The sequence below is a fragment of the Halorubrum sodomense genome (assembly GCF_900111935.1).
Classification (GTDB): domain Archaea; phylum Halobacteriota; class Halobacteria; order Halobacteriales; family Haloferacaceae; genus Halorubrum; species Halorubrum sodomense.
Genome location: NZ_FOYN01000001.1, coordinates 636,164 through 659,285 on the forward strand (window position 1 = coordinate 636,164; position 23,122 = coordinate 659,285).

Below are 23,122 nucleotides of genomic sequence, written 5' to 3' on the forward strand. Positions count from 1 at the left end.
GTCGCCGGAACGGTCCTTCCGGAGAATCACCTCGCGTCCGTCGCTAAGCGGCGACGCGGCCCCCGGTTCCGCCGGCGACGGATATATCCACGCACGTCGCGTAACGCGCATGACATTGACGCTCACACGAACCACAGCCGCGCTGTTGGCCGCGCTGACGATCCTGTCGGCCGTCGGCGGGGCGTTCGCGGTCGGCGGGGCGGCGGCGGTACCGGACGCGCGGATCACCGTCGGGGAGATCGGCGTGTCCCCGAACCCTCCGACCGCCGGCGAGCGGACGGCGCTGAACGTCACCGTCTCGAACTCCGGGGGAAGCGACGCGGCGGCGAACGTCACCGCGGTGCGCGTCCGCGACGCCGACGGAGACGTGCTCGACAGCGTCTCGGGCGTCGGCGCCCTCTCCGCCGGCGACTCGCTCGACGCGACGCTCTGGACGACGTTCGCGGAGCCGGGTGAGAAGCGGCTCACCGTCGAGGCCGTCGCGAACCAGTCGACCAGCGGCGAGTTCGTCACCGTCACCCGCGACACCGTGATCGAGGTGCGGCCGATCGAGGTGGCGCTCGACCTCCGGACCCGCGCGCTCGACCCCGAGGACCTCCGGAGCGACGACGGGAGCCAGGGCGCGGCCGCCGACCTCGGCGTCGGCGGCATCCAGGGCATCTTCGGCGGTGGCGGCGGCCTCGACGCGAGCACCGACGGGCGGCAGGGCGAGGCGTCGCCGCCGGTCCCCGACTCGCCCGTCGAGGTGACCGTGGTCAACACGGGCACGACGACCGCCGATCGCGTCAGCCTCCGCGCCGTCGGGACCGCGGTCGACGGCGGCGGAACCGGCACCCCGGGCGACGCCGGCGCCGGAGGCGAGGGTGACGAGACCGTCTCCGCCGGCCCGTTCGTCGTTGAGGACGTGGCGCCCGGCGAGGAGCGGCAGGTGATCGTCGACCTCGGGCCGCTCGACCGGCGCTCGGAAGTGACGGTCACCGCGACCTTCCGCGCCGACACCGACGCGCGCGACGACCGCGGGGCCGACCGCACCGCGGTGTCGACGGTGACGTACCCGGTCCGCGAGGCGACGCCGACCGTGACCGACGCGACGGTCCGCGATGGGGAGGACGGCGCGGTCGTCGTCGACGCCAACCTCGGTAACGCGGGCAGCGGGGAGATGACGGGGGCGGTCGTCTCGGTCGGCGACGCGCCCGGCGTCGAGCCGACTCCAGCCGGCGGCGAGTACTTCGTCGGGACGCTCGGCGCCGGCGACTTCGTCGGCTTCGAGCTCGAACCGACGGTGAACGCCTCGGTGGCCGAGGAGATCCCGATCCGCGTCACCTACACCGAGCGCGGCGTCCGGTACACGGAGACCCTGCCGGTAGCGGCGCCGGAGCCGGCCGACGAGACCGATACCGGCGGCGCGCTCGGCCGGATCGGCGTCGGCGGCGTGGGATCCGCGGGCGCCGTCGCGGGCGGTCTCGCGCTCGTCGGTCTCGCCGGCGCTGTCGGCGCCGCGGTCAGGAGCGGACGTATCGGCGGCTCGACGGGACGACGAGACGGGTCGGCGCCGTGAGCGGGGACTCCGCGGACGGACGGACGAGCGACGCCGACGCTTCCCCGAACGATCGTGTCGACGTTCCCCCGAACGATCGTGCCGCCCGCGACGCCCCCGTGCGCGACGACTACGGCGTCGCGCTCCGGGGCGTGGTCAAGCGGTACCCGAGCGGGGGCGGCGAACCGGTCGTCGCGCTCGACGACGTCGACTTCGCGGTCAGGCCCGGCGAGTTCGTCGCGGTCGTCGGCCCCAGCGGCTCCGGGAAGTCGACGCTGTTGAACGTCCTCGGGCTGCTCGACGACCCGACCGCGGGACGGCGACTCCTCGACGGCACCGACGTCACGAGCCTCTCGGTGGCCGAGCGCACGCTGGCGCGCAAGGAGTCGATCGGCTTCGTCTTTCAGGACTTCCACCTGCTGCCGACGCTGACCGCCGTCGAGAACGTCGCGATGCCGACCGCGTTCGACCCCGGCGACGCGAGCGACCGAGCCGCCGACCTGCTCTCCCGGTTCGGGCTGGGCGACCGGCTCGGCCACGAGCCGAGCGAGCTCTCCGGCGGTCAAAAGCAGCGCGTCGCCATCGCCCGTGCGCTGATCAACGAACCCGCCGTGCTGCTCGCGGACGAGCCGACGGGGAACCTCGACACCGACACGGGGAAGTCGATCCTCGCGGAGTTCGAGCGCGTCAAGGCCGAGGGCGTCGCCGTCGTCGCGGTCACGCACGACCCGCTCGTCGAGGAGTACGCCGACCGCGTCGTCGACCTCACCGACGGGGTGTTGACGGGCGGGCTTCCGGACGACGGGGGATCGGGGGTCGACGACGAGACGGAAGCCGGCGACAGGGCGGAAGCCGGCGACGGGGCGGAAGCCGACGACGGGGCGGAAGCCGACGACGAGGCGGACCCCGCGAGTAACCGGACCGACTGGGGTGGCAGATGAGCGGTGAGAACCGATGAGCGGCGGTGAGCCATGACCGACGGGAGTCGGAACGCGAACGGTCTCTCCGGTTGGCTCCGGGGGTGGCGCCCCGCGGTGTCGATGGCGTCGCGGAACCTCCGGCGAAATCGGATGCGGACCGTGCTGGCGGTGTTGGGCGTCTGTATCGGCGTGCTCGCGGTCGCGGCGCTCGGCATTTTCGGGAACGTCCTGGCGCTTGGCGCCGACGACGCCATCGGCGACATCGGCACGCAGGTCGTCGTCTCCCCGAACACGGACGCCGGCGTCGAGTCGCTGTCGGACGCGGACGTCGCGTCGATCCGACGGGCGGTCGGCGAGCCCGCGGTGATCCCGCTGTACTCCGACAGCGCCACGGTCGCGCGGCAGGGCGATCAGACGTTCGCGACGGTGTACGGGATCGAGGAGCCCGCGCTCGCGTACGAGGCCGCCGAGGGTCGGCTCCCGGAACGGCACCGACAGGGCGCGATCCTCGGCGCGGGCATCGCCGAGGACCTCGGCGCCGGCGCGGGCGACACCGTCGAGATCGCGGGCTCGCAGGTGCGGGTGATCGCGGTGTTGGTCGAGAGCCAGACGTTCAGTCCGGTGGCGCCCGACGACGCGGTCTTCCTGCCGGAGTCGGCGTTCTCGGCCGACGGCTACGCGCAGGCGCTCGTCGTCGCCGACTCGGGCGCCGAGGCTCGGGCGGCCGCGGACGCGATCCGCGAGGCGGTGAACGCCCGCGAAAAGCGGGTGGACCTGTTCGAGTTGGCCGCCCTCGTCGACGAGATCAACGAGTTCTTCGACCTCCTCTCGACGTTCCTGCTCGGCCTGGGCGCCATCTCGCTGGTCGTCGCGGGCGTCTCGATCCTCAACGTCATGCTGATGAGCACCGTCGAGCGCCGGCAGGAGATCGGCGTGATGCGCGCCGTGGGGGTCGCGCGCCGCGACGTGTTGCGCGTCCTGCTCGCGGAGGCCGGGCTCATCGGTGCGGCCGGCGCCGCGGCCGGCACCCTGCTCACGGTCCTGCTCGTCGCCGGCCTCGTCGCCGCGACGCCCGCGGTCGACGCCGCGCTCGTGCTCGACCCGACGAACGGGTACTACCTCCTGCTCGCGCTCGGCTTCGGCGTCGGCGTCGGGATCGTCAGCGGCGCGTACCCGGCGTGGAAGGCGGCCAACGAGCGGCCGGTCGAGGCGCTGCGGAATTGAGCCGAGACCGACCGAGAGATCCACGCCTTCGCTCGACTCGTCAACCGAACGGCGCGCCGGCGAGCGCCCGCGGGGCGCGAGCCGACCGCGAGGGAGTCAGTCGCCCGAAGCGGAGCGAGGGCGACTGACAGGGCGAGAGCGAAGCTCTCGCTTGCAGCCGGACGTAGTCCGGCGACGAGGCCGGGGAGGCGTGCGGTGCTGTGCGGGGCGGTGCGGTGAGGGGCGGGGCGGGGCTCAAAGGGGCAGTCGCGAGGACGAAGACGGGCGACGCAAGGACCGCAGGAGCGAGCGAAGCGAGCGACGAGGACCGCAGCGAGCCCATCGAGTCCTCGCGACTGGGGCTTTGGAGCTGGTCACCGCAGAGGTAGTTATCGCGTACAGCCGAGCGACTGGGGCTTTGGAAGCGTTCCCCGTCGAGACTCGACTGATCATGGCCCCAGATCGACTTCTGCGTGCGGCGGGACGACCGACGACCACGGCCCTCCGAGACGCCCGCACGTCACCGCATCTCATCGGCGACGCCCCGGCGAGAGGACTGCTCGCGCTGGGAGTCGTCGGCCTCCTCCTGCTCGCCTCTCTCGGATTCGCGTTCGGGCTGAACACCGGAATCTCCCTGTGGTAGATCGCGCTGGCGCTCGGGATCGCCGTCGCGGCGGGGGATCGCGAGTGCGGGCGTCGTCCCGACCGTCGGCTCGCTGTGGCTCGTCGACTGCTGGTGGTTCGCGTTCCTCCGCTCGTCGGTTATATCACGGGTAACTGGACGGGCGCGGGCCGGTACACGTATCCGCGAATGCTGGGATACGGGTACCAATCCGCGCGTGGGGAGCTGCTCGGCGGAATCGAACTCGGCGTCAGACTCGGGCTGTAGTTCGCGGTCGTCGCCGGGCTCGCCGGGTACGCGGTTGGGATGGCTATCGGTCGACTTTCGACGCATACAAACGAATCTCGATAGGCGCAGCCGCCCGCTTATAAACAGTTGACTCTGGATCGACGGCGAACACTTCCGAAGCCCCAGCCGGGAGGGCGGCGCACGCTCGCTGTCGTTCGAGACGCCGAGGGCGTCTCGTGGTGACGAGAGAGCGAAGCTCTCTCGAACCACGCTCCTCGTCGCTCGTTTCACTCGCTCCTGCGGTGCTTACGTCGTCATCAGAACGCTTCGCGTTCTGATTGGCTCACGAGAGCTTCGCTCTCGTGAACGCCTGCGCCGCCCTCCCGGCTGCCCCTTTGAGTCCCGCCCCGCGCCGCACAGCAACCGCACCTCACACCTCCCCAGCCTCGTCGCCGGCGGCGACGCCGCCGGCTGCCAGAGGCGCGTCGCGCCTCGCTGCCGCTCGCTCCCTCCGGTCGCTCGCGGCGTCCCCCGCGCGTGCGACTCGCAGCCTGATGGCTGCTCGTCGGCACGCGCCACCGCAGTTTTAATTGAAAAAAATCGCCGCCCTGCCGAAGACGCCTCTCTAAACGCCGCGGCCCTGGAGCTTCTCTTCCTCCTTCATGTCCTCGTTGGACTGGCCCTTCATCCCCTTCCCGGTGCCGCTCGCGATCCGGGCGAGCTCGTCGGGGTCGTCCCAGTTGTTGACGGCCTCGACGATGGCGGTGCCCATCGCCTCGGGGTCCTCCGCGCCGAAGATGCCGGATCCGACGAAGATGCCGTCGCAGCCGTGGTACATCATCAGGGCGGCGTCCGCGGGCGTCGCGATGCCGCCGGCCGCGAAGTTGACGACCGGGAGCCGGCCGGCCTCGGCCGTCTCGTGGACGAGGTCGCGCGGGGCGCCGTGTTCTCGGGCCCACTTCTCGCGCTCCTCGTAGTTGAGGCCGCTGAGCGTGCGGATCTGGTTTTTGATGGTGCGCTGGTGTTTGACCGCCTGGTTCACGTCGCCGGTGCCGGCCTCGCCCTTCGTCCGGATCATCGCCGCGCCTTCGCGGACCCGGCGGAGCGCCTCTGGGAGGTTGCGCGCGCCGCAGACGAACGGGGAGGTGAAGTCGCGCTTGTCGGTGTGGTACTCGTCGTCGGCGGGCGTCAGCACCTCGGACTCGTCGATCATGTCGACGCCGAGCGACTCCAGGATCTCCGCCTCCTTGCGGTGGCCGATCCGCGATTTGCCCATCACCGGGATCGACACCTCGTCGATGATCTCCGGGACGCGCTCGGGGTCGGGCATCCGCGCGACGCCGCCGCGCTTTCGGATGTCCGCCGGGACGTGTTCGAGGACCATCACCGCGACCGCGCCGGCGTCCTCCGCGATGCGGGCCTGTTCGCGGTTGACGACGTCCATGATCACGCCGCCCTTCTGCATCCGCGCGAAGCCGCGCTTGACCAGCTCGGTCCCCCGCTTCAGCTCCTCCAGATCCGTTGCCTCTGGCATGGATACAGGTTGGGTCGCCGGCCACTTAACGGGTCGCTTTCGGGCGGATGGACCGGCCGAAACGCGCGTTCGCGGCCCGTCCAATCACCGCGCGTGGGACCCGTCCGATCACGGCGGGCCGGGCCGGACGGCTCGCCGCGCACGGTGCCCGATCGATCGCCGCGTGCCTCGCCACCGCAACCGCGAAGTCCCTCCCCGTTCAAAGCCCGTCCGTGACCACCGGAGCCATCCTCGCCGGCGGGCGCTCGACGCGCTTCGGCGACGCCGACAAGGCGGTCGCCGAGCTCGCCGGCGTGCCGATGATCCGCCGGGTCGCGGACCGGCTCGCCGGAGCGGACGACCCGGTCCCGCCCGGCGCCGACCGCGCGGCCGGCGGCGACCCGGTCGTCGACGAGCTCGTCGTCAACTGTCGCCCCGATCAGCGCGAGGCGATCGCCGAGGCGCTGGCCGGGTTCCCGCTCCCCGTCCGCTGGGCGCTCGACGACGAGCCCGACCTCGGGCCGCTGGCCGGGATCCGGAACGCCTGCCGGGCCGCGACCGACCCGTACGCGGTCGTCGTCGCCTGCGACATGCCGTTCGTCGACCCGGGCTTCCTCGACCACCTCCGCGAGGCGGCCGCCGACGCCGAGGCCGCGGTCCCGCGGCTGGAGGACCGCTGGTACCAGACGACGCAGGCAGCGTACGCGACTGGCCCCGCCGCGGCCGCCTGCGACCGCGCGCTCAACCGCGGCGAGCGGAAGGTGCTCGCGCTCGTGGACCGAGTCGACGAGGTCGTCGTCGGCGACGAGGCTATCCGGTCGCTGACGACCGAGCGCACCTTCACGAACGTCAACACGCGGGAAGAGCGGGACGACGCCGAGCGGGCGATCGCCGCCGCGGTCGACGCGGAGTGAGCCGTCGCCTCGCCTCTCGGAACCTCGTACGCCTCCGCGCTACTTTTTCAGGACCTCGTACGGCTCCGCGCTATTCCTTGAGGACCTCGTACGCCTCGTTGAGTCGCTTGAACGCCTCCTCGTCGCCGTCCTCGCCGTCCGGGTGGAGCCGCTTCGCGCGCTCTCGGTAGCGCCGCCGGACCGCCTCGCCGTCCGCCGTGCGGTCGAGCCCGAGCGTCTCGTACGCCTCGCGCTCGGTCATCCGGTCGGCGGCGGGCGCCCTGTCGCGGGGGTCGCCCGTTCCGGACGCGCCGGAGCCGAACCGCCCTCCGGCCCCGCGGGCACCGCCGCGTCGCCCGCTCGCGCTCCGACCGCCGTCGCCGGCGGCGCGGTACGCGCGTTCCCGGTTGGCCTCGGTGCGGGCGCGCTGTCTGGCGCGCTCGCGCTCCGTCGGCCCCGCCTGCTCGGCCGACCGTCGCGCCCGGTCGTGGAGGCGCCCGCTGGCGTGGTACCAGAGGAAGTAGGAGACGGCGCCAAACGGCACCGCGAGCGCCAACGCGATCGGGTGGAGGACGATCCCGCCGATCACGAGGAGCGCCGTCATGCCGACGAACGTCCCGGCGAGCCCCACGACGATCGTTCGGTTCGTCACGGCCGTACTCGGGGGCGAAGGACCGTAAGGCTCTCGACGCCCCCACGAGCTCGTTCTGCTCTCCGCCGACGCCTCCGCACCGTTTATGCCCGCGGCCGCCCGGGTACGGGGTATGGAACCGGCGGACCGAGAGACGGTGACCGGGCTGCCGCCCGGGATCGCGACCGTCCGCGAGGAGCTCACGCCGATGCTCTCGCAGTACGCCGACCTCTGTGCCGCCCACGAGGACGCCTTGGTGCTATTCCAGGTCGGCGACTTCTACGAGGCGTTCTGCGAGGCGGCCGAGACCGTGGCCCGCGTCTGCGAGGTGACGCTGACGGAGCGGTCCGACTCGACCGGCGACTACCCGATGGCCGGGATCCCCATCGACAACGCGGCCCCCTACCTCGAATCGCTGCTCGACGCGGGCTACCGCGTCGCGCTCGGCGACCAGGTCGAGGACGCCGAGCAGGCATCCGGCCTCGTCGACCGCGCCGTCACCGAGGTGATCACGCCGGGCACCGTCGTCGAGGACGACCTCCTCGAACCGGGGACGACGAACTACGTGGCGGCGGTCGCGGCCGACCGGGGCGTTGAGGAGTCCGATCCCGCGACCAACGTCGGCCTCGCCGCCGTCGACGTCTCGACCGGCGAATGTCTCGTCACGTCGGGCGACGCGGACGCGGTCGCGGGCGAGCTCGACCGGATCGCGCCGGCGGAGCTCATCGCCGGCCCGGACGCTCCCGCGTTCGAACCGAGCGACGCGGAGCGCGGCTGGACGACCCACGACTACGACGCGGGCGCCTTCGACCGCCGGACGGCGGCCGAGCGGTTGGAGCCGTACCTCCCGGCACCGGACCGGCGGTTCGACGCCGACGCGGAGCTGCGGGCGGCCGGTGCCGTGCTCGCGTACGCCGAGTACACGCAGGGCGACGACGGGCCGCTCCCCTACGTGACCCGGATCCGACGGTACGACCCCCGCGACCGGCTCCGGCTCGACGCGGCGGCCCAGCGCAGCCTGGAGCTCTTCGAGAACCGCGGGCTGGGCGCGAGCGACACGCTGTTCGACGCGCTCGACGAGACGAACTGCGCGCTCGGCCGCCGCTGCTTGGAGCGCTGGCTCCGCCGTCCGCTCGTCGACGCCGACGCGATCCGGAGCCGCCACGACGCGGTCGGCGAGCTCGCGGACCGGAGCCTCGCCCGCGAGGGAGTCGCCGACGCGCTCGCGACCGCCTACGACCTCGAACGGCTGGTGAGCCGCGTCTCGCGGGGACGGGCGGACGCCCGGGACCTCCGCTCGCTCCACCGGACGCTCGCCGTCGTGCCAGAGCTGAAGGCGACGCTCGCGGAGACGGAAGGGGTGGACGGCGACGGAGCCGACGCGACGGACGCCGCCGATGAGGGCGACCCCGCGCTCCCTCGAACCGATCACCTCCGCGACCTCCGCGACCGGCTCGACGAGCTGACCGAGGTCCGCGAGCTGATCGACGGCGCGATCGCGACCGACCCGCCCCAGGAGATCACCGAGGGCGGCGTGATCCGCGAGGGGTTCGACGGCGATCTCGACGACCTGCGCGCCACCGAGCGCGACGGCCGCGAGTGGGTCGCGGAGTTGGAGGCGAGCGAGCGCGAGCGCACCGGGATCGACTCGCTGTCGGTCGGTCACAACCAGGTCCACGGCTACTACATCGAGGTGACCGACGCGAACCTCGACCGCGTCCCCGACGACTACCGACGCCGGCAGACGCTGAAGCACAGCGAGCGCTACGTCACCCCGGAGCTGAAGGAGCGCGAGGAGGAGATCGTCGGCGCCGCCGAGCGCGCGGACGCCCTAGAGTACGAGCTGTTCGTCGATGTCCGCGACCGCGTCGCGGCCGAGACCGAGCGGATCCAGGACCTCGCCGACGCGCTGGCCGAGCTCGACGCGCTGACCTCGATCGCCGCGGTCGCCGTCGAGCGCGACTACGTCCGGCCCGAACTGCGCGAGGGCTCGGACGCGGCCGTCGGTGACGCCCCCGACGCCGCCAGCGACCCCGCCGCAGGCGTCGAGATCGAGGGCGGCAGGCACCCGGTCGTCGAGCGCACCGAGGACTCCTTCGTCCCGAACGACGCCGACCTCCCGCGCGGCTCGGTCGCCGTGATCACGGGGCCGAACATGAGCGGGAAGTCGACGTACATGCGGTCGGTCGCCCTCATCGTCGTGCTCGCGCAGACGGGCTCGTTCGTCCCCGCGCAGGCCGCCTCGCTCCCCGTCTTCGACCGGCTGTTCACCCGGGTCGGCGCCTCCGACGACATCGCCGGCGGGCAGTCGACGTTCATGCGCGAGATGAGCGAGCTGACGGAGATCCTCCACGACGCCGACGCGGACTCGCTCGTCCTCCTCGACGAGGTCGGGAGGGGGACCGCCACCACCGACGGGCGCGCCATCGCCCGCGCCGCCGCCGAGTTCCTCCACGACGAGCTCGGGGCGACCGCCCTCTTCGCGACCCACTACCACGGGCTCACGGACCTGGCCGACGAGCGCGAGCGCGTCTTCAACCTCCACTTCACCGCGACGCGCGAGGACGGCGACGTGACCTTCCTCCACCGGGTCGTCCCCGGCGCCTCCTCGTCGTCGTACGGCGTCGAGGTCGCGGAGCTCGCCGGCGTTCCCGGTCCCGTGGTCGACCGCGCTCGCGACCTCGTCGCCGCGGAGGAGGCGGAGCGGGGTCGCGAGGCGGAGCGGGGTCGCGAGGCGGAGCGGATCGAAGACGCGGACACGCCCGGCGACGCGGGCGCGACGGGCGACGCGGACGCGACCGGCGAGGGGGATCCGGACGACGATCCCCCCGACGCCGACGCGTCGCTGCGCGAGTTCCTCGCGGAGGAGACGCCGGAGGGGCCGGAAGCGGACGGAACCGAACCGGTCGACCCCTCGGCGGCCCGAGAGTCTCGCGTCGGTTCGACGAACGACGCGGACGAGGGAGCCGCGGCCGACGCGCCCTCCGGCCTCGCCGCGGAGCTTCGGGACCTCGACCTCGCGCGGATGACGCCGATCGAGGCGCTGAACGCGCTCCACGACCTCCAGTCGAGGGTCGACGATGACTGGTGAGCGGAACCGCGGTCGCGGCGCGTCCGGCGCCGAGGACGCCGCCGAAGCCCGGGGCGACTCGGCCGAGGACGAGGGACGCGTTCGCCGGCTCGATCGGGAGACGGTCGACCGGATCGCGGCCGGCGAAGTCGTTACTCGGCCGGCCCGGGTCGTCGGGGAACTGGTCGAGAACGCGCTCGACGCGGGCGCCTCCCGGGTCGAGGTCGCCGTCGACGGCGACGGCACCGACCGGATCCGGGTCGCTGACGACGGGCGAGGGATGAGCCGCGCGGACGCGGCCCGCGCCGTCGAGCGCCACGCGACGAGCAAGCTGGCGCCCGACGGCGACCCCGTCGGGGTCGACTCGCTCGGCTTCCGCGGCGAGGCGCTCGCCGCCGTCGCCGAGGCGGCCCGGCTCGAACTCGTGACCAGCCCGGGCGACGGCGTCGGCACGCGGGTCGTCGTCGACGGGACCGCGGCGGTCGGGAGTCGCTCCGAGGGGTCGGACGGCGAGCGGGACGTCACCGTCGAGCCCGCGGGTCGCGCTCGCGGGACGACGGTCGTCGTCGAGGACCTGTTCGCGACCAGGCCGGCCCGCCGTGAGTCGCTCGCGGGCGCGAGCGCGGAGTTCGCCCGGGTCTCCTCGCTCGTCGCCGACTACGCGCTGGCGAACCCCTCGGTCGCGTTCGCGCTCGACCACGACGGGTCGACCACGCTGTCGACGCCCGGAACCGACCGCACGGACGCCCTCCTCGGCGTGTACGACCGCGACACCGCGAGCCGGTCGACGACGGTCGACGCGAGCGTCGACGCCGAACCGGAGTCGGCCAGCGTGGACCCGAACGCGGTCAACGTGGGCGTCTCGGGGATACTGGCGTATCCGTCGATCACTCGGGCCACCCGCGATCACGTCCGCGTCTCCGTGAACGGTCGGCCGGTCCGGAACGGCCGGCTCGCGGCCGCGGTCCGCGAGGGGTACGGTCGCCTCCTCGCCGACGGCCGGGAGCCGGTGGCGGCGGTCGACGTGTCGCTGTCGCCCGACCGCGTCGACCCGAACGTCCACCCCGCCAAGCGTGAGGTGGGCCTCCGCGGCGCGGACGCGGTCGCCGAGGCGGTCGCGTCGGTCGTCACGGACGCGCTCACCGGCGCGGACCTCCGACGCTCGGCGGACGTCGCCACCGACCTCGAATCCGCCCTTGGCCCGGTCGGCGCCGACGACGGCTCGCGGACCGGCGCGTTCGCGGACGCCGAGCCGGTCGGCGTCTTCCGCGACCTCTACGTCCTCGTCGAGGCCGGCGACGAACTCCTCGTGATCGACGGGCACGCCGCCCACGAGCGCGTGAACTACGAGCGGCTCGCCCGGGCGTTCGACGGCGAGGCGGTGCCGACCGCGCCGCTCGACCCGCCCGCGACCGTCTCGCTGTCGGCCGACGAGGCCGCGGCCGCGAGGGCGCACGCCGAGGACCTCGCCGCGCTCGGCTTCGAGACCGAGGCGTTCGGCGGCGGCACGCGTCGGCTTCGGACCGTCCCCGCGCCGTTCGGTCGGACCGCGGACGCCGACGCCTTCCGCGACGCGCTCGCGGCCCTTTCGGGGTCGGACGGTGACCGCGGCGCGCCGCGGGACGCGCGCGACGACCTGCTCGCGGAGCTCGCGTGTCACCCGTCGCTGAAGCGCGGCGACTTCTCCGAACTCGACGACGGCGACCGGCGAGACCTGCTCGACCGCCTCGGCGAGTGCGACCGGCCCTTCGCCTGCCCGCACGGCCGGCCGACCGTTCTCTCCGTCGACGAGGCGACGTTCGCGGCCGGGTTCGGTCGGGACCGGTGAGTCGCGGGTCGGGACCGGCGAGCCGGGTACCGGTGCGCTCCACGTCGAGACGGGTACGGGCCCCGACCGGTACCTATTAACACGACGCGGCCGCGGGTTCTCACATGGGAGAGCGGACCGACGTGACGCGGGGGTCGCTGCCGCGAGAGCGGTCGGCCGGCCGGTTCTCCGGCCCCGACGGCCTCCGCGACGTCGTCGAGCGGATCCTCGCGTGGCTTCGGGAGCGCCGCGGATCCGGCCTGGAACGCGTCTCGACGGCGACGACGATGCGGAACGTCGTCGACACGGACGCGCTCGCCGAGGAGACGCCGGCGAAGTGGAGCGTCCGCCACGACGTGGTCACCTACGGCGCGGACTCGCTCACGGACGTGCTCGTCTTCCGGCACGACCCCAGCAGACAGGACCTCGTGGTGATGCCGGAGCGGAACACCGAGCCGGAGGGGGAGATCAGCTTCTATCACGCCGACCGCACGAAGGGCGCGCGCCACCTGTTGTCCATCGGCGCGGACTCGCTCACGGCCGCCCTGAGCTACGTGTTAGAGCGAATCGAGCGGTTCGAGCGACTGTTCACCGGCCGCGGGACGGAGCTTCCGAGCGGCTACACCGGCCCGTCGGACCGCTGAGCGAGGCGGAGCGCCGGAGCTTCAGGCGGGGCGGTCCCGCGACCGCTCCTCGTCGTCCCCGTCGGTCCGCTCGACGCGCTCGACCGTCTCCTCGGCTTGCGCCGTCTCCGGCGGGTACGAGACGGTCCGCTGCGGGTAGGGGATCGAGATGCCGGCGTCGGCGAAGCGGTCCTGAATCCGCTCGACCACGGTCGCCTTCGAGCGCCACCGGGCCTGCGGTGTCGGCGGATCGATCCAGAAGCGGAGGTCGAGCAGGATCGCGGAGTCCCCGAACCCGGAGGGGATCGCGTACGGCTGGGGGTTGTTCGCGATCACGTTGATCCCGTTGAGGACCTCCTCAGCGATCTCGGCCGCCTCGTCGGGGTCGTCGTCGTATCCGATCCCGACCTCCATGTGGATCCGGAGGCGCCCCTCGCGGCTCCGGTTCGTGATCGCCTGGTTGGCGACGAGGTCGTTGGGCACCACGACGTACTCCCCGTCGAAGTTGCGCATGTGGGTGTTCATGATCGTGATGTCGGTGACGAACCCCTCCTCGCTGCCGATCTCCACCCAGTCGCCGATCTCGAACGGGCGGGCGAACATCAGCACGAAGCCGGCGATGAGCGACCCCAGCGTCTGCCGGGCCGCCATCCCGAGCACGATCCCGAGGAAGCCGGCGCCGACGAGGAGGCCGCCGAGGTTCACGCCCCAGATCCCGAGGACCGTGATGGCGGCGAGCACGAGCAGCCCGACCTGCGCGAGCCGGGTGAGGAGCTGTTCCTGGTGGGCCGTGATCCGGTCGCTGTCCGCCGACAGCTCCGTGACGTACGTCTCCACCACGTCGCTGACGACGTAGGCGCCGCCGAGTAGCACCGCCGAGACGACGACCTGCGCACCGACCCTGACGGCGTTCTCCGCGACGGGCAGCACCGCGACCACGACGTCGAACCGCCCCCACAGCGTCAGCACGGCGACGCCGGCGAGCACGAACAGCCCGAGCTGGAGGCCGCCGACCGCCAGCCTGAGGAGGAACGACGACGGGACGCCGTCGCGGAGCGTCTCGATCGCGCCTTCCGTCGACGCCCCGGCGCGGTCGTCGAGGACCCGCTCGATCCAGCCCGAAGCGACCCGCTGACCCGCACGGACGGCCCTGGGAAGCAACAGCCAGCCGATCGCGAGCGTCGCGAGGACGATACCGGCGGTGACCGCCAGCCGTCCCTCCGTGCTCGCGACGTCTCGTAACACCGCACCGATTCGGGTTCCCACTCCGGCCATTACGTCCGGGGATTCGCCGCCGGCCGGATAACGGATCCGACGCGAGTCTCACCCGAGAGAATCGGGTCGGCCGGTTCGTGGAAACGAGCCGCGGCGAGGCGCGGGTCCGTCACCGCCCGCGCCGGAGCTCTTCGATCAGCTGTTCGATGAGCGCCGACTGCCGGTCTAAGCGCTCGGACTGCGTCTCGACGGTGCGCCGCAACGCGGCGACCTCGTTCGCGAGGTCCGCGTCCTCGACCCCGGCGCTCTCGAACGGTGACCCGTCGAACGCGTCGTCGTCCGGACCGGCGGCGTCCGTCTCGACGCCGGGGGCGACGGAGTCGGCGTCGGCGGCGTCGGAGACGGGGTCTCCGGTCGTCGAACCGGCGACCGTCGAGTCCGCCGCGACCGTCTCACCGTCGGCCGAGGACGCGGGTTCGCCCCCCGCCTCTCGTTCGCTCCCGTCGTCGACGGACGCGGCCCCGGTCGGCTCCGAGCCGAGGGAATCCGTCGCGGTCGCGTCGTCGAGCGGGTCTGCCCCCGTCGCGTCGTCCACGGACGCGTCCGCGGCGAGCGGGTCTCCGTCCAGCGGGTCGTCGTCCTCGTCGGCCGAACCGTCGGAATCGGCCGAATTCAATCCTGGGGCGGCCGATTCCGAGGTGTTATCGCCTTCGACGGGCGGGTCCGACCTGCCACCGAGGTCGGCGGCACCGGCCGACTCGTTCGGTCCGGTTCCGATCCCGTCGGCGTCGGCCTCCGCGTCGGCGGCCGGGGACGCCGAGAGCGGGTCGGGCCCCTCGCCGAAGTCGGTCGCGCCGCTCGCCTCCGCGTCCGGGGCCGACTCGTCGGCCTCGGCGGCGGCGACGCGGAACTCCTCTACGCTGTCGACCTCGTGGAACGAACACACCGCGTCGGCGAGCGTCTCCCGGACCGCGCGGGCGGACTCGTTGGGGGCCTTGAACCGCTCCGAACGGCCGTCGTGGACGAGGACGATCGCGGTGGCGACCGTCCCCTCCTCGAAGTCGAGCCCGGTGAGGTCCGCGTAGTGGAACTCCTCGAACTCGGGGTCCCAGACGGCCGAGCCGACGTGTTTGACCAGCCGCTCGCTGGTGACGATCAGGGTGAGCTCCGAGAAGCGGAAGGTGCGCACGACCGTCTCGCCGGGGCCCGTGACGCCGCTCGCCGAGAGGACGCCGGCGAGGATCGGGTGGAGGACGTCGTCGACGCGCTTGGCGGGGACCGAGAGCGTCTCGTCGCCGTCGAGGCCGTACCCGAGGGTGATCTTCGCCTTGCGGCGGCCCGTCGAGACCTCGATGCGCTCGACGTCGTGGCCGTACTCGTCGACGGACTCGTCGGACAGGAGCCCGTCTCCGCGGAAGACCAGGGTCCGGGTGGGCGTGACCGCGAGTCGATCGTCGCCGCCCAGCGGCACCTCGGCGACGACGTCCTCGTCGCCGACGGTCGCCGCGAGCAGTTCGGGGAGGCTCATACGCCGGGGATACGCCGCGCCCGGCATAAATCCGCTGGGTCGACCGCGAGCGCGGGGCCGTCGGGTTCGCCCCGCTCGGAAACGGGGGCGCCTTCGGTCCGATTCACCGCCGGAAGCGGCCGCCCGCGGCGATCTGCGATCGGTTCACAACCCTCCGACGGATGGGAAGGTTAAAGAGTCTCATCGCGGTACGAACTGGTGAGGCCGGGTGGCTTAGCTGGACATAGCGCCGCACTCATAGGGTTCGGAGATTCGGTGCGGTGACGCCTTGGAAGCGTCCGCGTCCTTCCCGTGGCTCCGCCGAGCCTCGGACCTGGGACATGCGGAGATCGTGGGTTCGGAGCCCACCCCGGCCATACAATCTATTCTATTCAGTTACTGACAAATATCTGATTAATTGGGGTCTGATCTCAAATGACTCCACAGAAACCTCGTTAATAGTGAGAAGTGAAGTTGAGACTACAGTGGGTTTAGCGGGGCTGTGATGCGTTGTTTCGGGCGAATTTTCGAGGCGAAGCTGCTTCGGATCTACTCTCGATAGTCTTCTGGTGGCGTACTACCAACTAAACCGGTGAATTTCCAAGATCTCCGACAGTGTTGCCACTCAGGAATCCGGACTACCCCGGACAGAGTATCTCTCTATCCGATTCCAGTTTCCTTCTTCAGCAGCGTCAGCGTATTGTCGGCTGTTACGATCGGCGAATGTTCATACTCACCCGTCAGCTCGACTTGGACGAGCAAATCGACCGCTCGCCAAATCGAGTACAAGAGACACGCGAATGCGAAGTAGAAGAATCGGAGCCCGAAATTCTTCGACGTCGTCGCCGCCATGAACCGCTTTATCGATCGATAGCCACTCTCGATTTCCCACCGGTAGCCGTACTCCGTGAGGTGTCCGCTCCCCCGGTTCGTCATGAACACCGAGTACTGCCGATGATCGTCGTGCTCGGAGTCCTCTTTCCGGCGGTAGATCAGCGTCGTCTCGTGCCACTCATTCTTTCCGAGATGGAGCTTCCGGTCGGTCTCGTAGCGGTCTTGGTCGCGCTGGAGCAATCGCTTGGCCTGGGCTTTCTCGCTGGTCTGCATTCGCTTCGGCACGACGTATGAAAGCCCGCGCTGGCTGATCATCTCCAGGATGTGCTGGCTGTCGAACTCCCGATCCATCAGCACGTTATCGACGTGTACCAACTCTTCAGCCGAATCCAGCAAGTCCTCGACGATTTCCAGTCGTGTCTCCCCCTTTCGGACGGGGCGGGCATCGAGGACCAGCGGGACGGCGTTGCCGACTAACTGGACGGACGCCCACTGGTAAGCATACTCGTCGGTCTTCTCCTTCGTCCCGATGATCTCGTCCTCGTGGCCCGTGCGGTTACCTGTGAACGGGTCAGCTTCGGTAATGTCGATCGCGACGATTCCGGCTCGAAAGAACTGCTCTGTCTCGGCAACTTCGTTCAGGAGCCGAGTGATGGCCTGCCGGTACATCGCTCGAACCTGTTCAATCGAGAGGTTCCGAATCTGCCCCCGATGGGCGTGCCCCAGCGGCGTCCGATCCCGAGTCGATTCGTAGACGAAACTGCGAGCCCCTTCGTTCGCAGCCAGCCGCTCACGAAGACCCAGATACGTTTGTAAGTCCCAGTACGCGTTCTCATGGATTTCACAGCCATCACCACGGTCCAACGAGAATGACGGGAAGACGACTCGGCTGACGTGATCGCTGATCTTCGCTGCTTCTTCCAAAATAGTCTGGTCGTCAAGATCGGTCTCCATAGACTCTTCGTTGTGGTACTGGAGCTTCCGTTCCGGGTCACGAGGAACCGCAACACCGGCATTCTGGGCGTTGATGAGGGTCGTCCGAGCCGTTCTCTCGACAGTCTCACGGAGCTTGGCACTGAAGCGCTCATTCCAACTGCGCCAGAGAGTCGACTGGTCGGGAACGGAATCGAACCCAAGCGATCGACGGGTTTCAGAGTGCTGACGGAGATACTCGACGAGCGCGGTTTCGTGATCCCAGCCGTACACTTCTTTCAGCAGGAACGCTCTGAAGAGCTGTGGCATCTCATATCGGGTCGGACCGGAGTACTGGTCGTGGGGACTGAACTCCACGTAGGACAGTAGATACTGACAGACCAACCCCTCGACCGAGTTGTGAGCGCTGTGTTCGAACCAGATTCCAGAGACAGTCCGGAAATCCTCAATGAGCGCAGTCAGTGAACTTTGGTCGTACAGTGGCGTCGCGTCGTAGGCCGGCCAATCGACGTGTGGGCGTTGAGCGATTCGTCGAAAGACATCACGGCGGGAAGTGTCACTCGGGACCACTAGAACTCCATGCCCCTGACTCGTGTACGGACTCATCTCCATCGAAAGATGTGCGGTACTGTCCGAAACGGGCCAATTCCAACTTTGCTGCCAGTCCTCTACTATCAGGCTGAGTCGAGACCACGGGAAGGTCAGTCACCGATTGCGGTGATAATGTGGAGGACGAGGATGATGGCAGTGACAACAGTCAGCAAGACGTGTATTCGTCGCCATCGTGAAAAGAGAGTCTCTTTTGTGACAGTCAGCACACGGCCAACGACTGACGGTGTCTCATCTCCTCGTCCAAGCCGGACGACGTGTCGATGTAGATATCGACCATACAGGCCACTCGCCACCTCTACACCGAGCAAGACAGCAACTGCGAGACCGAGGCCTTCCCACTCTTCGACAGCAATGAAGTGTGGCAGCGTTAGTGCCGTCCCGATGAGAACGACCCACTGGTGTGTTTGTAACTGATACCGACGGTACTGCACCGGCAGCAATCGCTTTCGCTTTACAAGACTGTACCCGAGGACACCGAAGACGAGAAGGACAACGCCAGCTTCAACCACACCAATGTACGGAGCCTCATTCACTTCGCCACCAAGGCCCCACCAATCTCCAATCAGACTCGCGCCTGTCTCATCTTCGTCCGAATCCTCTGCATCTTCACCTTCCTCTTCCTCACCCTCCAATTCATCCACGTCCGCAACAGGAGGGAGTGACTGTTCTGTTGCGTCAAGATTTTTCACGACTATATGATCACCATCTACTGGTGATGCCCCCGCTTGAACAGTGCCGACTCCACTAACGACCAGAATGAGCACAACGGCGAGACCGACTTGCGATAATCGATTATACATATCTAGCTGTGGGTACGGTATCAAAAAGTGTGTTCGCGTCCAGTCATCGAATCGTATGCGTCCACACAGTATTCTGGCATAATACGAAGGGCTCAACGCAGGTGCCCGGGACTACTGTGCCTGCAGACGGTTACTTTACAATAGCGGATAGGTTTGATCCGCGATCAGCTAATCTTCGTCATCATCGTCGGACTGGTCGTCAGAGTCATCATCGTCGGACTGGTCGTCAGAGTCATCATCGTCGGACTGGTCGTCAGAGTCATCATCGTCGGACTGGTCGTCGGAGTCAGAGTCTGAATCAGGGTTGCCAGCGTCATCCTCATCAGAGTTTTCGTCACCTTCGTTCTCGTTTGAGCTGTCGTCAGAAACCGTATCCTCTGAATCCGAATTGTCGTCGGTGTCGGTCTCGTTGAGGTCGTCAGTGTCTGTCTCGTTGATGTCGTCAGTGTCTGTCTCGTTGATGTCGTCGATATCGATGGTCTCACTCGGGGTGTCGGCAGTCAAGCTATCGGATGCACTATCATCGGAAAAGAGTGCTCCGAGCGAATCAAATAGCGATAGTCCGCTAAGTGACTCTATCCCTATCTCACTCGTCCCCGTAGCAGTACTGTTCGTTTCTTGATCAGCATCTGCTGTTTGGTTCGCGGGCGCGGCGGTGGCGGAACCAGTTGCTGCTGCACCTGCACTCAATATTAGCAAGGCAACGAGCGCGATACTGGTTATCTTGTTCCTTGGCATTGCAATCCCACATAGGTACAGTTTACAAAATAGCATTCGCGTCCATCTATCGAATCGTCGTACAACCATCGAATCGTCTGCGTGCACAGGGTCAGACAGACACTGATCGCACCAGATGCCTGGTAACCGAATCACATGCGTGCTCAGAACCCATTTCATGTCCTGAACAGATTCGATAGCTGTACGAACATTCGATGGTTGGACGCGAACGCCTTACTACGGCTGTCTCAACCCTCTATTTGCAATGACAGAACGCAACGACCGACACGTCGAAGATAGTGGTTCTGAACCGAGGGGTAGCTAATTATGCGCGTTCCCGTCCCGAAAAACAAACTCGTCGCCTTCACGCTCGTCGGTGCGCTCCTCACAGCTGGTGTCGCCGGGGCCCTCGCGCTGCCCGGTGGCGGCCTCGCGCAAGTTGGCGAGCAAACTGACTCATCCGGTTCAACGGCATCGGATGTAGCACAACAGGCCGCTTCGGATGCGCCGACGCCGAATCAGGAGTTCACCCCAGCAGTCCAGACACAGTCCGGATACGAGGACAAAGAACACGAGGAGTACGAAGAAGACGACGAAGATGAAGACGACGAGGAAGAATACGAAGAGGAACACGAGGACGAAGAACACGAAGAGGATGAGTGACCGAGATGATGGGATCGCTCGCATCGGTCTACGAACGGTTCGGGGACACCCAACGCGAGTTCGAGTGTTGTGACACAACGTTTCGGATTCAGGCGACGGGCGTTTGGGCCGAGGCTGGGGCTACTGTGGCCCGAAAAACGGCTAAATCACTCGAAGCCCAACTGAACGCCTTCGATGCGGCGAGTGCCGTCAGCCGGCTCAACCGTGAAGGAGAAGTCAGGAACGAACACGTTGCCCAAATCGTTCGCCGTGGAATCGAATACAACGACCGGACCGACGGGGTGTTCGATATTCATCAGGGCCGCGTCGAACACACCCTCAAAACATTCCTGCGCGGTGACAGTGAAACACTACCAACAGAGTTTGATACTGGAACTGTCCAAGCCAGCGGCTCTCACATCACGACCGACGTCGAACTCGACCTGAATGGCCTCGCCAAAGGGTACATCGTTGATCGGGCCAGCGAGGCACTCGGCGGCGTCGGCCGACGTGGGTTCGTCAGTGGTGGCGGTGACATGTCCCCACCGACGGGACCGGTCGCCATCGAGAGCCCGTACGGTGACGACACACCGCTGAAGGTCCTCGACACGGACTGGTATGTCGCAACATCGGGCGGATACCGACGGTCACGAAACGGCACTGACCACGTCTACGATCCGACCACCGAATCGCTCGGCTCTCGCCATGAATCGGTCACCGTCGTGGCACGCCGAGACTGTATGGAAGCCGACGCCCTGGCGACGACCCTCGCGGCACTCCCGCTTGCCAAGGCACGCGAATTAGCATCGGACTGGGAGGGTCTAGAGGCGCTCATCATCCACGATGGCGTCTTCCATACGACAGATGGCTTTGAGACACATGTTTTGGACACATAAGCAACGAATCACCGTCGTGGCGATGGTCGTCTTAGTGGTGGCTGTCCCTGCTCTTTGGCAGATCGGAGACGTGCGTGCCGCCCAAGCGACCGAACAAAAACAAAGCGACCTCGTCGACCAGACCGTTTCAACGCGACAGGCCCCAGCCGATTACGATGATGATGATATCAACGACTCCGCGGATACGTGTCCGACACGACCGGAAACGAAAAACGGGTTCCAGGACGCGGACGGCTGTCCCGATATCGTCGAAACGACGGGGGCATCGTGATGTCACAGCTCGTCTGGCTCCTCGACCGAGGTGCCGCACTTGTCACGTATCCGGCATTGTATCTGGCAGTTCTCACGGGCATCCTCTACAACACGGAATCGTTTGGAATGCTCCACGAGGCCGCTCAACGAATCCATATCGAACTATCCGTGTTCGCGATGATCGTCACGTTGCTACACGCGGGACTCGGTGTCCTTGATGCGTGGTTCGTTATCACCGGACAGGTTCCAGCGCCGGCATACTCGATGCCGTACTTTCTCGGCGGCGTCGCCGTCGGTGCGGGGGCACTGCTCATGCTTGTCGTCGCGGTGCTTGGCTTTATTGACGCAAGACGCTTCCAGCGCCCCTGGGGCCCACGCGTCGTCCACTCATTCGCGTATGCTGGGTTCGCCTTCGGGACAATCCATGCTGCAGCGATCGGGACTGATCTGACGGGACTTATTCGTCCCCTGCTGGGACCCTCAGTGGCGTTTCTCGTGTACGTGCTCCTGTTGCGTCTGTTGGTGCTTCGAGGGCTCCCGTCGAACGCGGCGGCGAGCTAGTAGCTGTCCCAGAGGCCCAGGATACGGTCGACGACTTTGTCAGTGAACGAGCGCCGGTGAACCGTGTAGAGGTATTTTACCCGATCAGGATCGCTGACTTCGTAGACGACACTCCGGCCGTCACGCTCTTTGGTGACGAGGTCGGCCTCGGCGAGTTTCGAAAGATGCCACGAGGCGGTCGATTGTGCCTTGTCGAGGCGGTCGCTGAGTTCGGTTGTCGAGAGCGGGCCGTCTGTGAGAAGATGTGCGAGGATGCGGCGACTGTATTCCCGGCGCAGCGCGTTCATCACTGTTCGATCGGCTTCGTCGAACTCGGCAGCCGGATAGTACCGTGTGTACTTGCCGTCATCCGAGACGTCGATCAGGTCCCCATCGGCGAGCCACCTGAGCTGGTACTGGAGTGTCCCTTGTGCGTACTCAAGATCGTCGAGGAGCGCGCGAAAGTGAATTCCGGGCGTATCGGCTATCCGCTGGTAGATTTCCCGCCGAGAGGCCAATTCGAGATCCGGGTCCGACATTGCTTAGTCCCGCGTCAAAGCGACGAAAAACGCCAGGAGGCCACCGAGGATCAGGATTGCACTCCCGTGTTCGAGCAATTCCAGCGTCGCGTACGGGAAGTACGGGAGCAGCGGGTACTCAAGGAACACGATGAACCCATAGACGGCGAACATCGCGTACCCGAGCGTAACGATCCACATACGACGATCACGTTCCCGCCGCCATGCGAGGAAGCTGAGTACACTCAGGCCTGCAGCGAGGACGAAGATACCCAGACTGACGTATTGTTCGAGGAGTTGAGCGAGTGGCATACGTTCTATCTGTACACACAGCCGGTGCGACGTGCTCGGCAATCGATACAATTCAATTGAAGGGGGTAGCGGGGAAAACGATTGGCGTTCAACCGTCGAATCCAATCTTATGCATTGAGACGACCAGTCTCAACTACCCCTTGGATCGTGAAGTTGAGACTACAGTGGGTTTAGCGGGCCTGTGATGTGCGAATTTGAACGATTCGGTCAGCGGAAACTGCTCCAGATCACTCTCCAAGCGGACATTATTGTCACACTTCCAATCGTAAGGGCGAATTTTCGAGATATCCAATAGTG

General features: G+C 67.9%; 21 protein-coding genes and 1 tRNA gene. 12 read left to right on the plus strand and 10 right to left on the minus strand.

The window, feature by feature from the left end; genetic code table 11:
- Positions 1-109 precede the first annotated feature (109 nt).
- The 3 genes from BM286_RS03285 to BM286_RS03295 all read left to right on the plus strand — a co-directional run bounded on the left by BM286_RS03285 (position 110) and on the right by BM286_RS03295 (position 3,681).
- Entirely contained in the window at positions 110-1,558 is a 1,449-nt protein-coding gene (locus BM286_RS03285) for a CARDB domain-containing protein (RefSeq protein ID WP_174548982.1), read from the plus strand.
- Positions 1,559-1,656: 98 nt separating this feature from the next.
- Complete coding sequence (locus BM286_RS03290; RefSeq protein ID WP_092920484.1) at positions 1,657-2,478, plus strand: ABC transporter ATP-binding protein; 822 nt, start codon at positions 1,657-1,659, stop codon at positions 2,476-2,478.
- A gap of 30 nt (positions 2,479-2,508) precedes the next feature.
- On the plus strand, positions 2,509-3,681 hold the full coding sequence (locus BM286_RS03295) for an ABC transporter permease (protein WP_092920159.1): 1,173 nt from the start codon (positions 2,509-2,511) through the stop codon (positions 3,679-3,681).
- A gap of 499 nt (positions 3,682-4,180) precedes the next feature.
- Here the strand turns inward: BM286_RS03295 and BM286_RS15735 are convergent, their stop codons facing one another.
- Positions 4,181-4,615, minus strand: coding sequence for a hypothetical protein (locus BM286_RS15735; protein ID WP_174548983.1), 435 nt, complete (start codon positions 4,613-4,615; stop codon positions 4,181-4,183).
- 520 nt (positions 4,616-5,135) lie between these two features.
- Entirely contained in the window at positions 5,136-6,044 is a 909-nt protein-coding gene (pdxS, locus tag BM286_RS03305) for a pyridoxal 5'-phosphate synthase lyase subunit PdxS (RefSeq protein ID WP_092920160.1), read from the minus strand.
- A gap of 212 nt (positions 6,045-6,256) precedes the next feature.
- Here pdxS and mobA point away from each other — a divergent pair, with 212 nt between their 5' ends.
- Entirely contained in the window at positions 6,257-6,937 is a 681-nt protein-coding gene (mobA, locus tag BM286_RS03310; RefSeq protein ID WP_092920485.1) for a molybdenum cofactor guanylyltransferase, read from the plus strand.
- 70 nt (positions 6,938-7,007) lie between these two features.
- Here the strand turns inward: mobA and BM286_RS03315 are convergent, their stop codons facing one another.
- Positions 7,008-7,568: a DnaJ domain-containing protein gene (locus BM286_RS03315; protein WP_092920161.1), complete on the minus strand. Its 561-nt coding sequence runs from the start codon at positions 7,566-7,568 to the stop codon at positions 7,008-7,010.
- Between the two features lie 112 nt (positions 7,569-7,680).
- On the opposite strand from BM286_RS03315, the gene mutS reads away from it, so the two are divergent.
- From mutS to BM286_RS03330, 3 genes are all read left to right on the plus strand, one after another.
- Positions 7,681-10,638 carry a DNA mismatch repair protein MutS gene (gene mutS / locus BM286_RS03320; protein WP_092920162.1) on the plus strand — a complete coding sequence of 986 codons (2,958 nt, stop codon included), beginning with the start codon at positions 7,681-7,683 and terminating at the stop codon, positions 10,636-10,638.
- Positions 10,628-12,445 carry a DNA mismatch repair endonuclease MutL gene (gene mutL / locus BM286_RS03325; protein ID WP_092920163.1) on the plus strand — a complete coding sequence of 606 codons (1,818 nt, stop codon included), beginning with the start codon at positions 10,628-10,630 and terminating at the stop codon, positions 12,443-12,445. The genes mutS and mutL overlap by 11 nt, the downstream gene beginning before the upstream one ends.
- 104 nt (positions 12,446-12,549) lie before the next feature.
- Complete coding sequence (locus BM286_RS03330) at positions 12,550-13,068, plus strand: hypothetical protein (protein ID WP_092920164.1); 519 nt, start codon at positions 12,550-12,552, stop codon at positions 13,066-13,068.
- A 21-nt stretch (positions 13,069-13,089) separates the two neighbouring features.
- Here the strand turns inward: BM286_RS03330 and BM286_RS03335 are convergent, their stop codons facing one another.
- The gene (locus tag BM286_RS03335; protein WP_174548984.1) at positions 13,090-14,322 is read right to left on the minus strand and encodes a mechanosensitive ion channel family protein; all 1,233 of its coding nucleotides are present in this window, start codon (positions 14,320-14,322) and stop codon (positions 13,090-13,092) included.
- 109 nt (positions 14,323-14,431) lie between these two features.
- Positions 14,432-15,790 carry a DUF7115 domain-containing protein gene (locus BM286_RS03340; protein ID WP_092920165.1) on the minus strand — a complete coding sequence of 453 codons (1,359 nt, stop codon included), beginning with the start codon at positions 15,788-15,790 and terminating at the stop codon, positions 14,432-14,434.
- Positions 15,791-15,992: 202 nt separating this feature from the next.
- Here BM286_RS03340 and BM286_RS15430 point away from each other — a divergent pair.
- Positions 15,993-16,146: transfer RNA gene (locus BM286_RS15430), tRNA-Met, on the plus strand.
- 283 nt (positions 16,147-16,429) lie between these two features.
- On the opposite strand, the gene BM286_RS03350 is transcribed toward BM286_RS15430, so the two are convergent.
- The 3 genes from BM286_RS03350 to BM286_RS15110 all read right to left on the minus strand — a co-directional run bounded on the left by BM286_RS03350 (position 16,430) and on the right by BM286_RS15110 (position 19,686).
- Entirely contained in the window at positions 16,430-18,142 is a 1,713-nt protein-coding gene (locus BM286_RS03350) for a transposase (protein ID WP_092920487.1), read from the minus strand.
- A gap of 95 nt (positions 18,143-18,237) precedes the next feature.
- Positions 18,238-18,948, minus strand: a complete 711-nt coding sequence (locus tag BM286_RS03355) for a hypothetical protein (protein WP_092920166.1) — start codon at positions 18,946-18,948, stop codon at positions 18,238-18,240.
- A 168-nt stretch (positions 18,949-19,116) separates the two neighbouring features.
- The gene (locus BM286_RS15110; RefSeq protein ID WP_143103850.1) at positions 19,117-19,686 is read right to left on the minus strand and encodes a hypothetical protein; all 570 of its coding nucleotides are present in this window, start codon (positions 19,684-19,686) and stop codon (positions 19,117-19,119) included.
- Between the two features lie 306 nt (positions 19,687-19,992).
- On the opposite strand from BM286_RS15110, the gene BM286_RS15435 reads away from it, so the two are divergent.
- The 4 genes from BM286_RS15435 to BM286_RS03380 are packed head-to-tail and all read left to right on the plus strand — an operon-like array spanning position 19,993 to position 22,016.
- Positions 19,993-20,328, plus strand: a complete 336-nt coding sequence (locus BM286_RS15435; RefSeq protein ID WP_092920168.1) for a hypothetical protein — start codon at positions 19,993-19,995, stop codon at positions 20,326-20,328.
- A gap of 5 nt (positions 20,329-20,333) precedes the next feature.
- The gene (locus BM286_RS03370) at positions 20,334-21,203 is read left to right on the plus strand and encodes an FAD:protein FMN transferase (protein ID WP_092920169.1); all 870 of its coding nucleotides are present in this window, start codon (positions 20,334-20,336) and stop codon (positions 21,201-21,203) included.
- A 22-nt stretch (positions 21,204-21,225) separates the two neighbouring features.
- A complete protein-coding gene (locus BM286_RS03375; protein ID WP_241989489.1) occupies positions 21,226-21,474 on the plus strand; it encodes a hypothetical protein in 249 nt (82 codons plus the stop codon).
- The gene (locus BM286_RS03380; protein WP_092920171.1) at positions 21,474-22,016 is read left to right on the plus strand and encodes a hypothetical protein; all 543 of its coding nucleotides are present in this window, start codon (positions 21,474-21,476) and stop codon (positions 22,014-22,016) included. The genes BM286_RS03375 and BM286_RS03380 overlap by 1 nt, the downstream gene beginning before the upstream one ends.
- On the opposite strand, the gene BM286_RS03385 is transcribed toward BM286_RS03380, so the two are convergent.
- Together BM286_RS03385 and BM286_RS03390 are read right to left on the minus strand one after the other, a co-directional pair.
- Positions 22,013-22,534 carry a winged helix-turn-helix transcriptional regulator gene (locus tag BM286_RS03385; RefSeq protein ID WP_092920172.1) on the minus strand — a complete coding sequence of 174 codons (522 nt, stop codon included), beginning with the start codon at positions 22,532-22,534 and terminating at the stop codon, positions 22,013-22,015. The genes BM286_RS03380 and BM286_RS03385 overlap by 4 nt on opposite strands.
- A 3-nt stretch (positions 22,535-22,537) precedes the next feature.
- Positions 22,538-22,825 carry a hypothetical protein gene (locus BM286_RS03390; RefSeq protein WP_092920173.1) on the minus strand — a complete coding sequence of 96 codons (288 nt, stop codon included), beginning with the start codon at positions 22,823-22,825 and terminating at the stop codon, positions 22,538-22,540.
- Positions 22,826-23,122 lie beyond the last annotated feature (297 nt).

What these genes read in the sequence shown, in the direction of transcription:
- BM286_RS03285 (WP_174548982.1), top strand. Translation starts at nt 110, where the DNA reads ATGACATTGACGCTCACACGAACCACAGCCGCGCTGTTGGCCGCGCTG.
- BM286_RS03295 (WP_092920159.1), top strand. Translation starts at nt 2,509, where the DNA reads ATGACCGACGGGAGTCGGAACGCGAACGGTCTCTCCGGTTGGCTCCGG.
- BM286_RS15735 (WP_174548983.1), bottom strand. Translation starts at nt 4,615, where the DNA reads ATGCGTCGAAAGTCGACCGATAGCCATCCCAACCGCGTACCCGGCGAG.
- pdxS (WP_092920160.1), bottom strand. Translation starts at nt 6,044, where the DNA reads ATGCCAGAGGCAACGGATCTGGAGGAGCTGAAGCGGGGGACCGAGCTG.
- mutS (WP_092920162.1), top strand. Translation starts at nt 7,681, where the DNA reads ATGGAACCGGCGGACCGAGAGACGGTGACCGGGCTGCCGCCCGGGATC.
- mutL (WP_092920163.1), top strand. Translation starts at nt 10,628, where the DNA reads ATGACTGGTGAGCGGAACCGCGGTCGCGGCGCGTCCGGCGCCGAGGAC.
- BM286_RS03330 (WP_092920164.1), top strand. Translation starts at nt 12,550, where the DNA reads ATGGGAGAGCGGACCGACGTGACGCGGGGGTCGCTGCCGCGAGAGCGG.
- BM286_RS03335 (WP_174548984.1), bottom strand. Translation starts at nt 14,322, where the DNA reads ATGGCCGGAGTGGGAACCCGAATCGGTGCGGTGTTACGAGACGTCGCG.
- BM286_RS03340 (WP_092920165.1), bottom strand. Translation starts at nt 15,790, where the DNA reads ATGAGCCTCCCCGAACTGCTCGCGGCGACCGTCGGCGACGAGGACGTC.
- BM286_RS03350 (WP_092920487.1), bottom strand. Translation starts at nt 18,142, where the DNA reads ATGAGTCCGTACACGAGTCAGGGGCATGGAGTTCTAGTGGTCCCGAGT.
- BM286_RS03355 (WP_092920166.1), bottom strand. Translation starts at nt 18,948, where the DNA reads ATGTATAATCGATTATCGCAAGTCGGTCTCGCCGTTGTGCTCATTCTG.
- BM286_RS15110 (WP_143103850.1), bottom strand. Translation starts at nt 19,686, where the DNA reads ATGCCAAGGAACAAGATAACCAGTATCGCGCTCGTTGCCTTGCTAATA.
- BM286_RS15435 (WP_092920168.1), top strand. Translation starts at nt 19,993, where the DNA reads ATGCGCGTTCCCGTCCCGAAAAACAAACTCGTCGCCTTCACGCTCGTC.
- BM286_RS03370 (WP_092920169.1), top strand. Translation starts at nt 20,334, where the DNA reads ATGATGGGATCGCTCGCATCGGTCTACGAACGGTTCGGGGACACCCAA.
- BM286_RS03375 (WP_241989489.1), top strand. Translation starts at nt 21,226, where the DNA reads ATGGTCGTCTTAGTGGTGGCTGTCCCTGCTCTTTGGCAGATCGGAGAC.
- BM286_RS03380 (WP_092920171.1), top strand. Translation starts at nt 21,474, where the DNA reads ATGTCACAGCTCGTCTGGCTCCTCGACCGAGGTGCCGCACTTGTCACG.
- BM286_RS03385 (WP_092920172.1), bottom strand. Translation starts at nt 22,534, where the DNA reads ATGTCGGACCCGGATCTCGAATTGGCCTCTCGGCGGGAAATCTACCAG.
- BM286_RS03390 (WP_092920173.1), bottom strand. Translation starts at nt 22,825, where the DNA reads ATGCCACTCGCTCAACTCCTCGAACAATACGTCAGTCTGGGTATCTTC.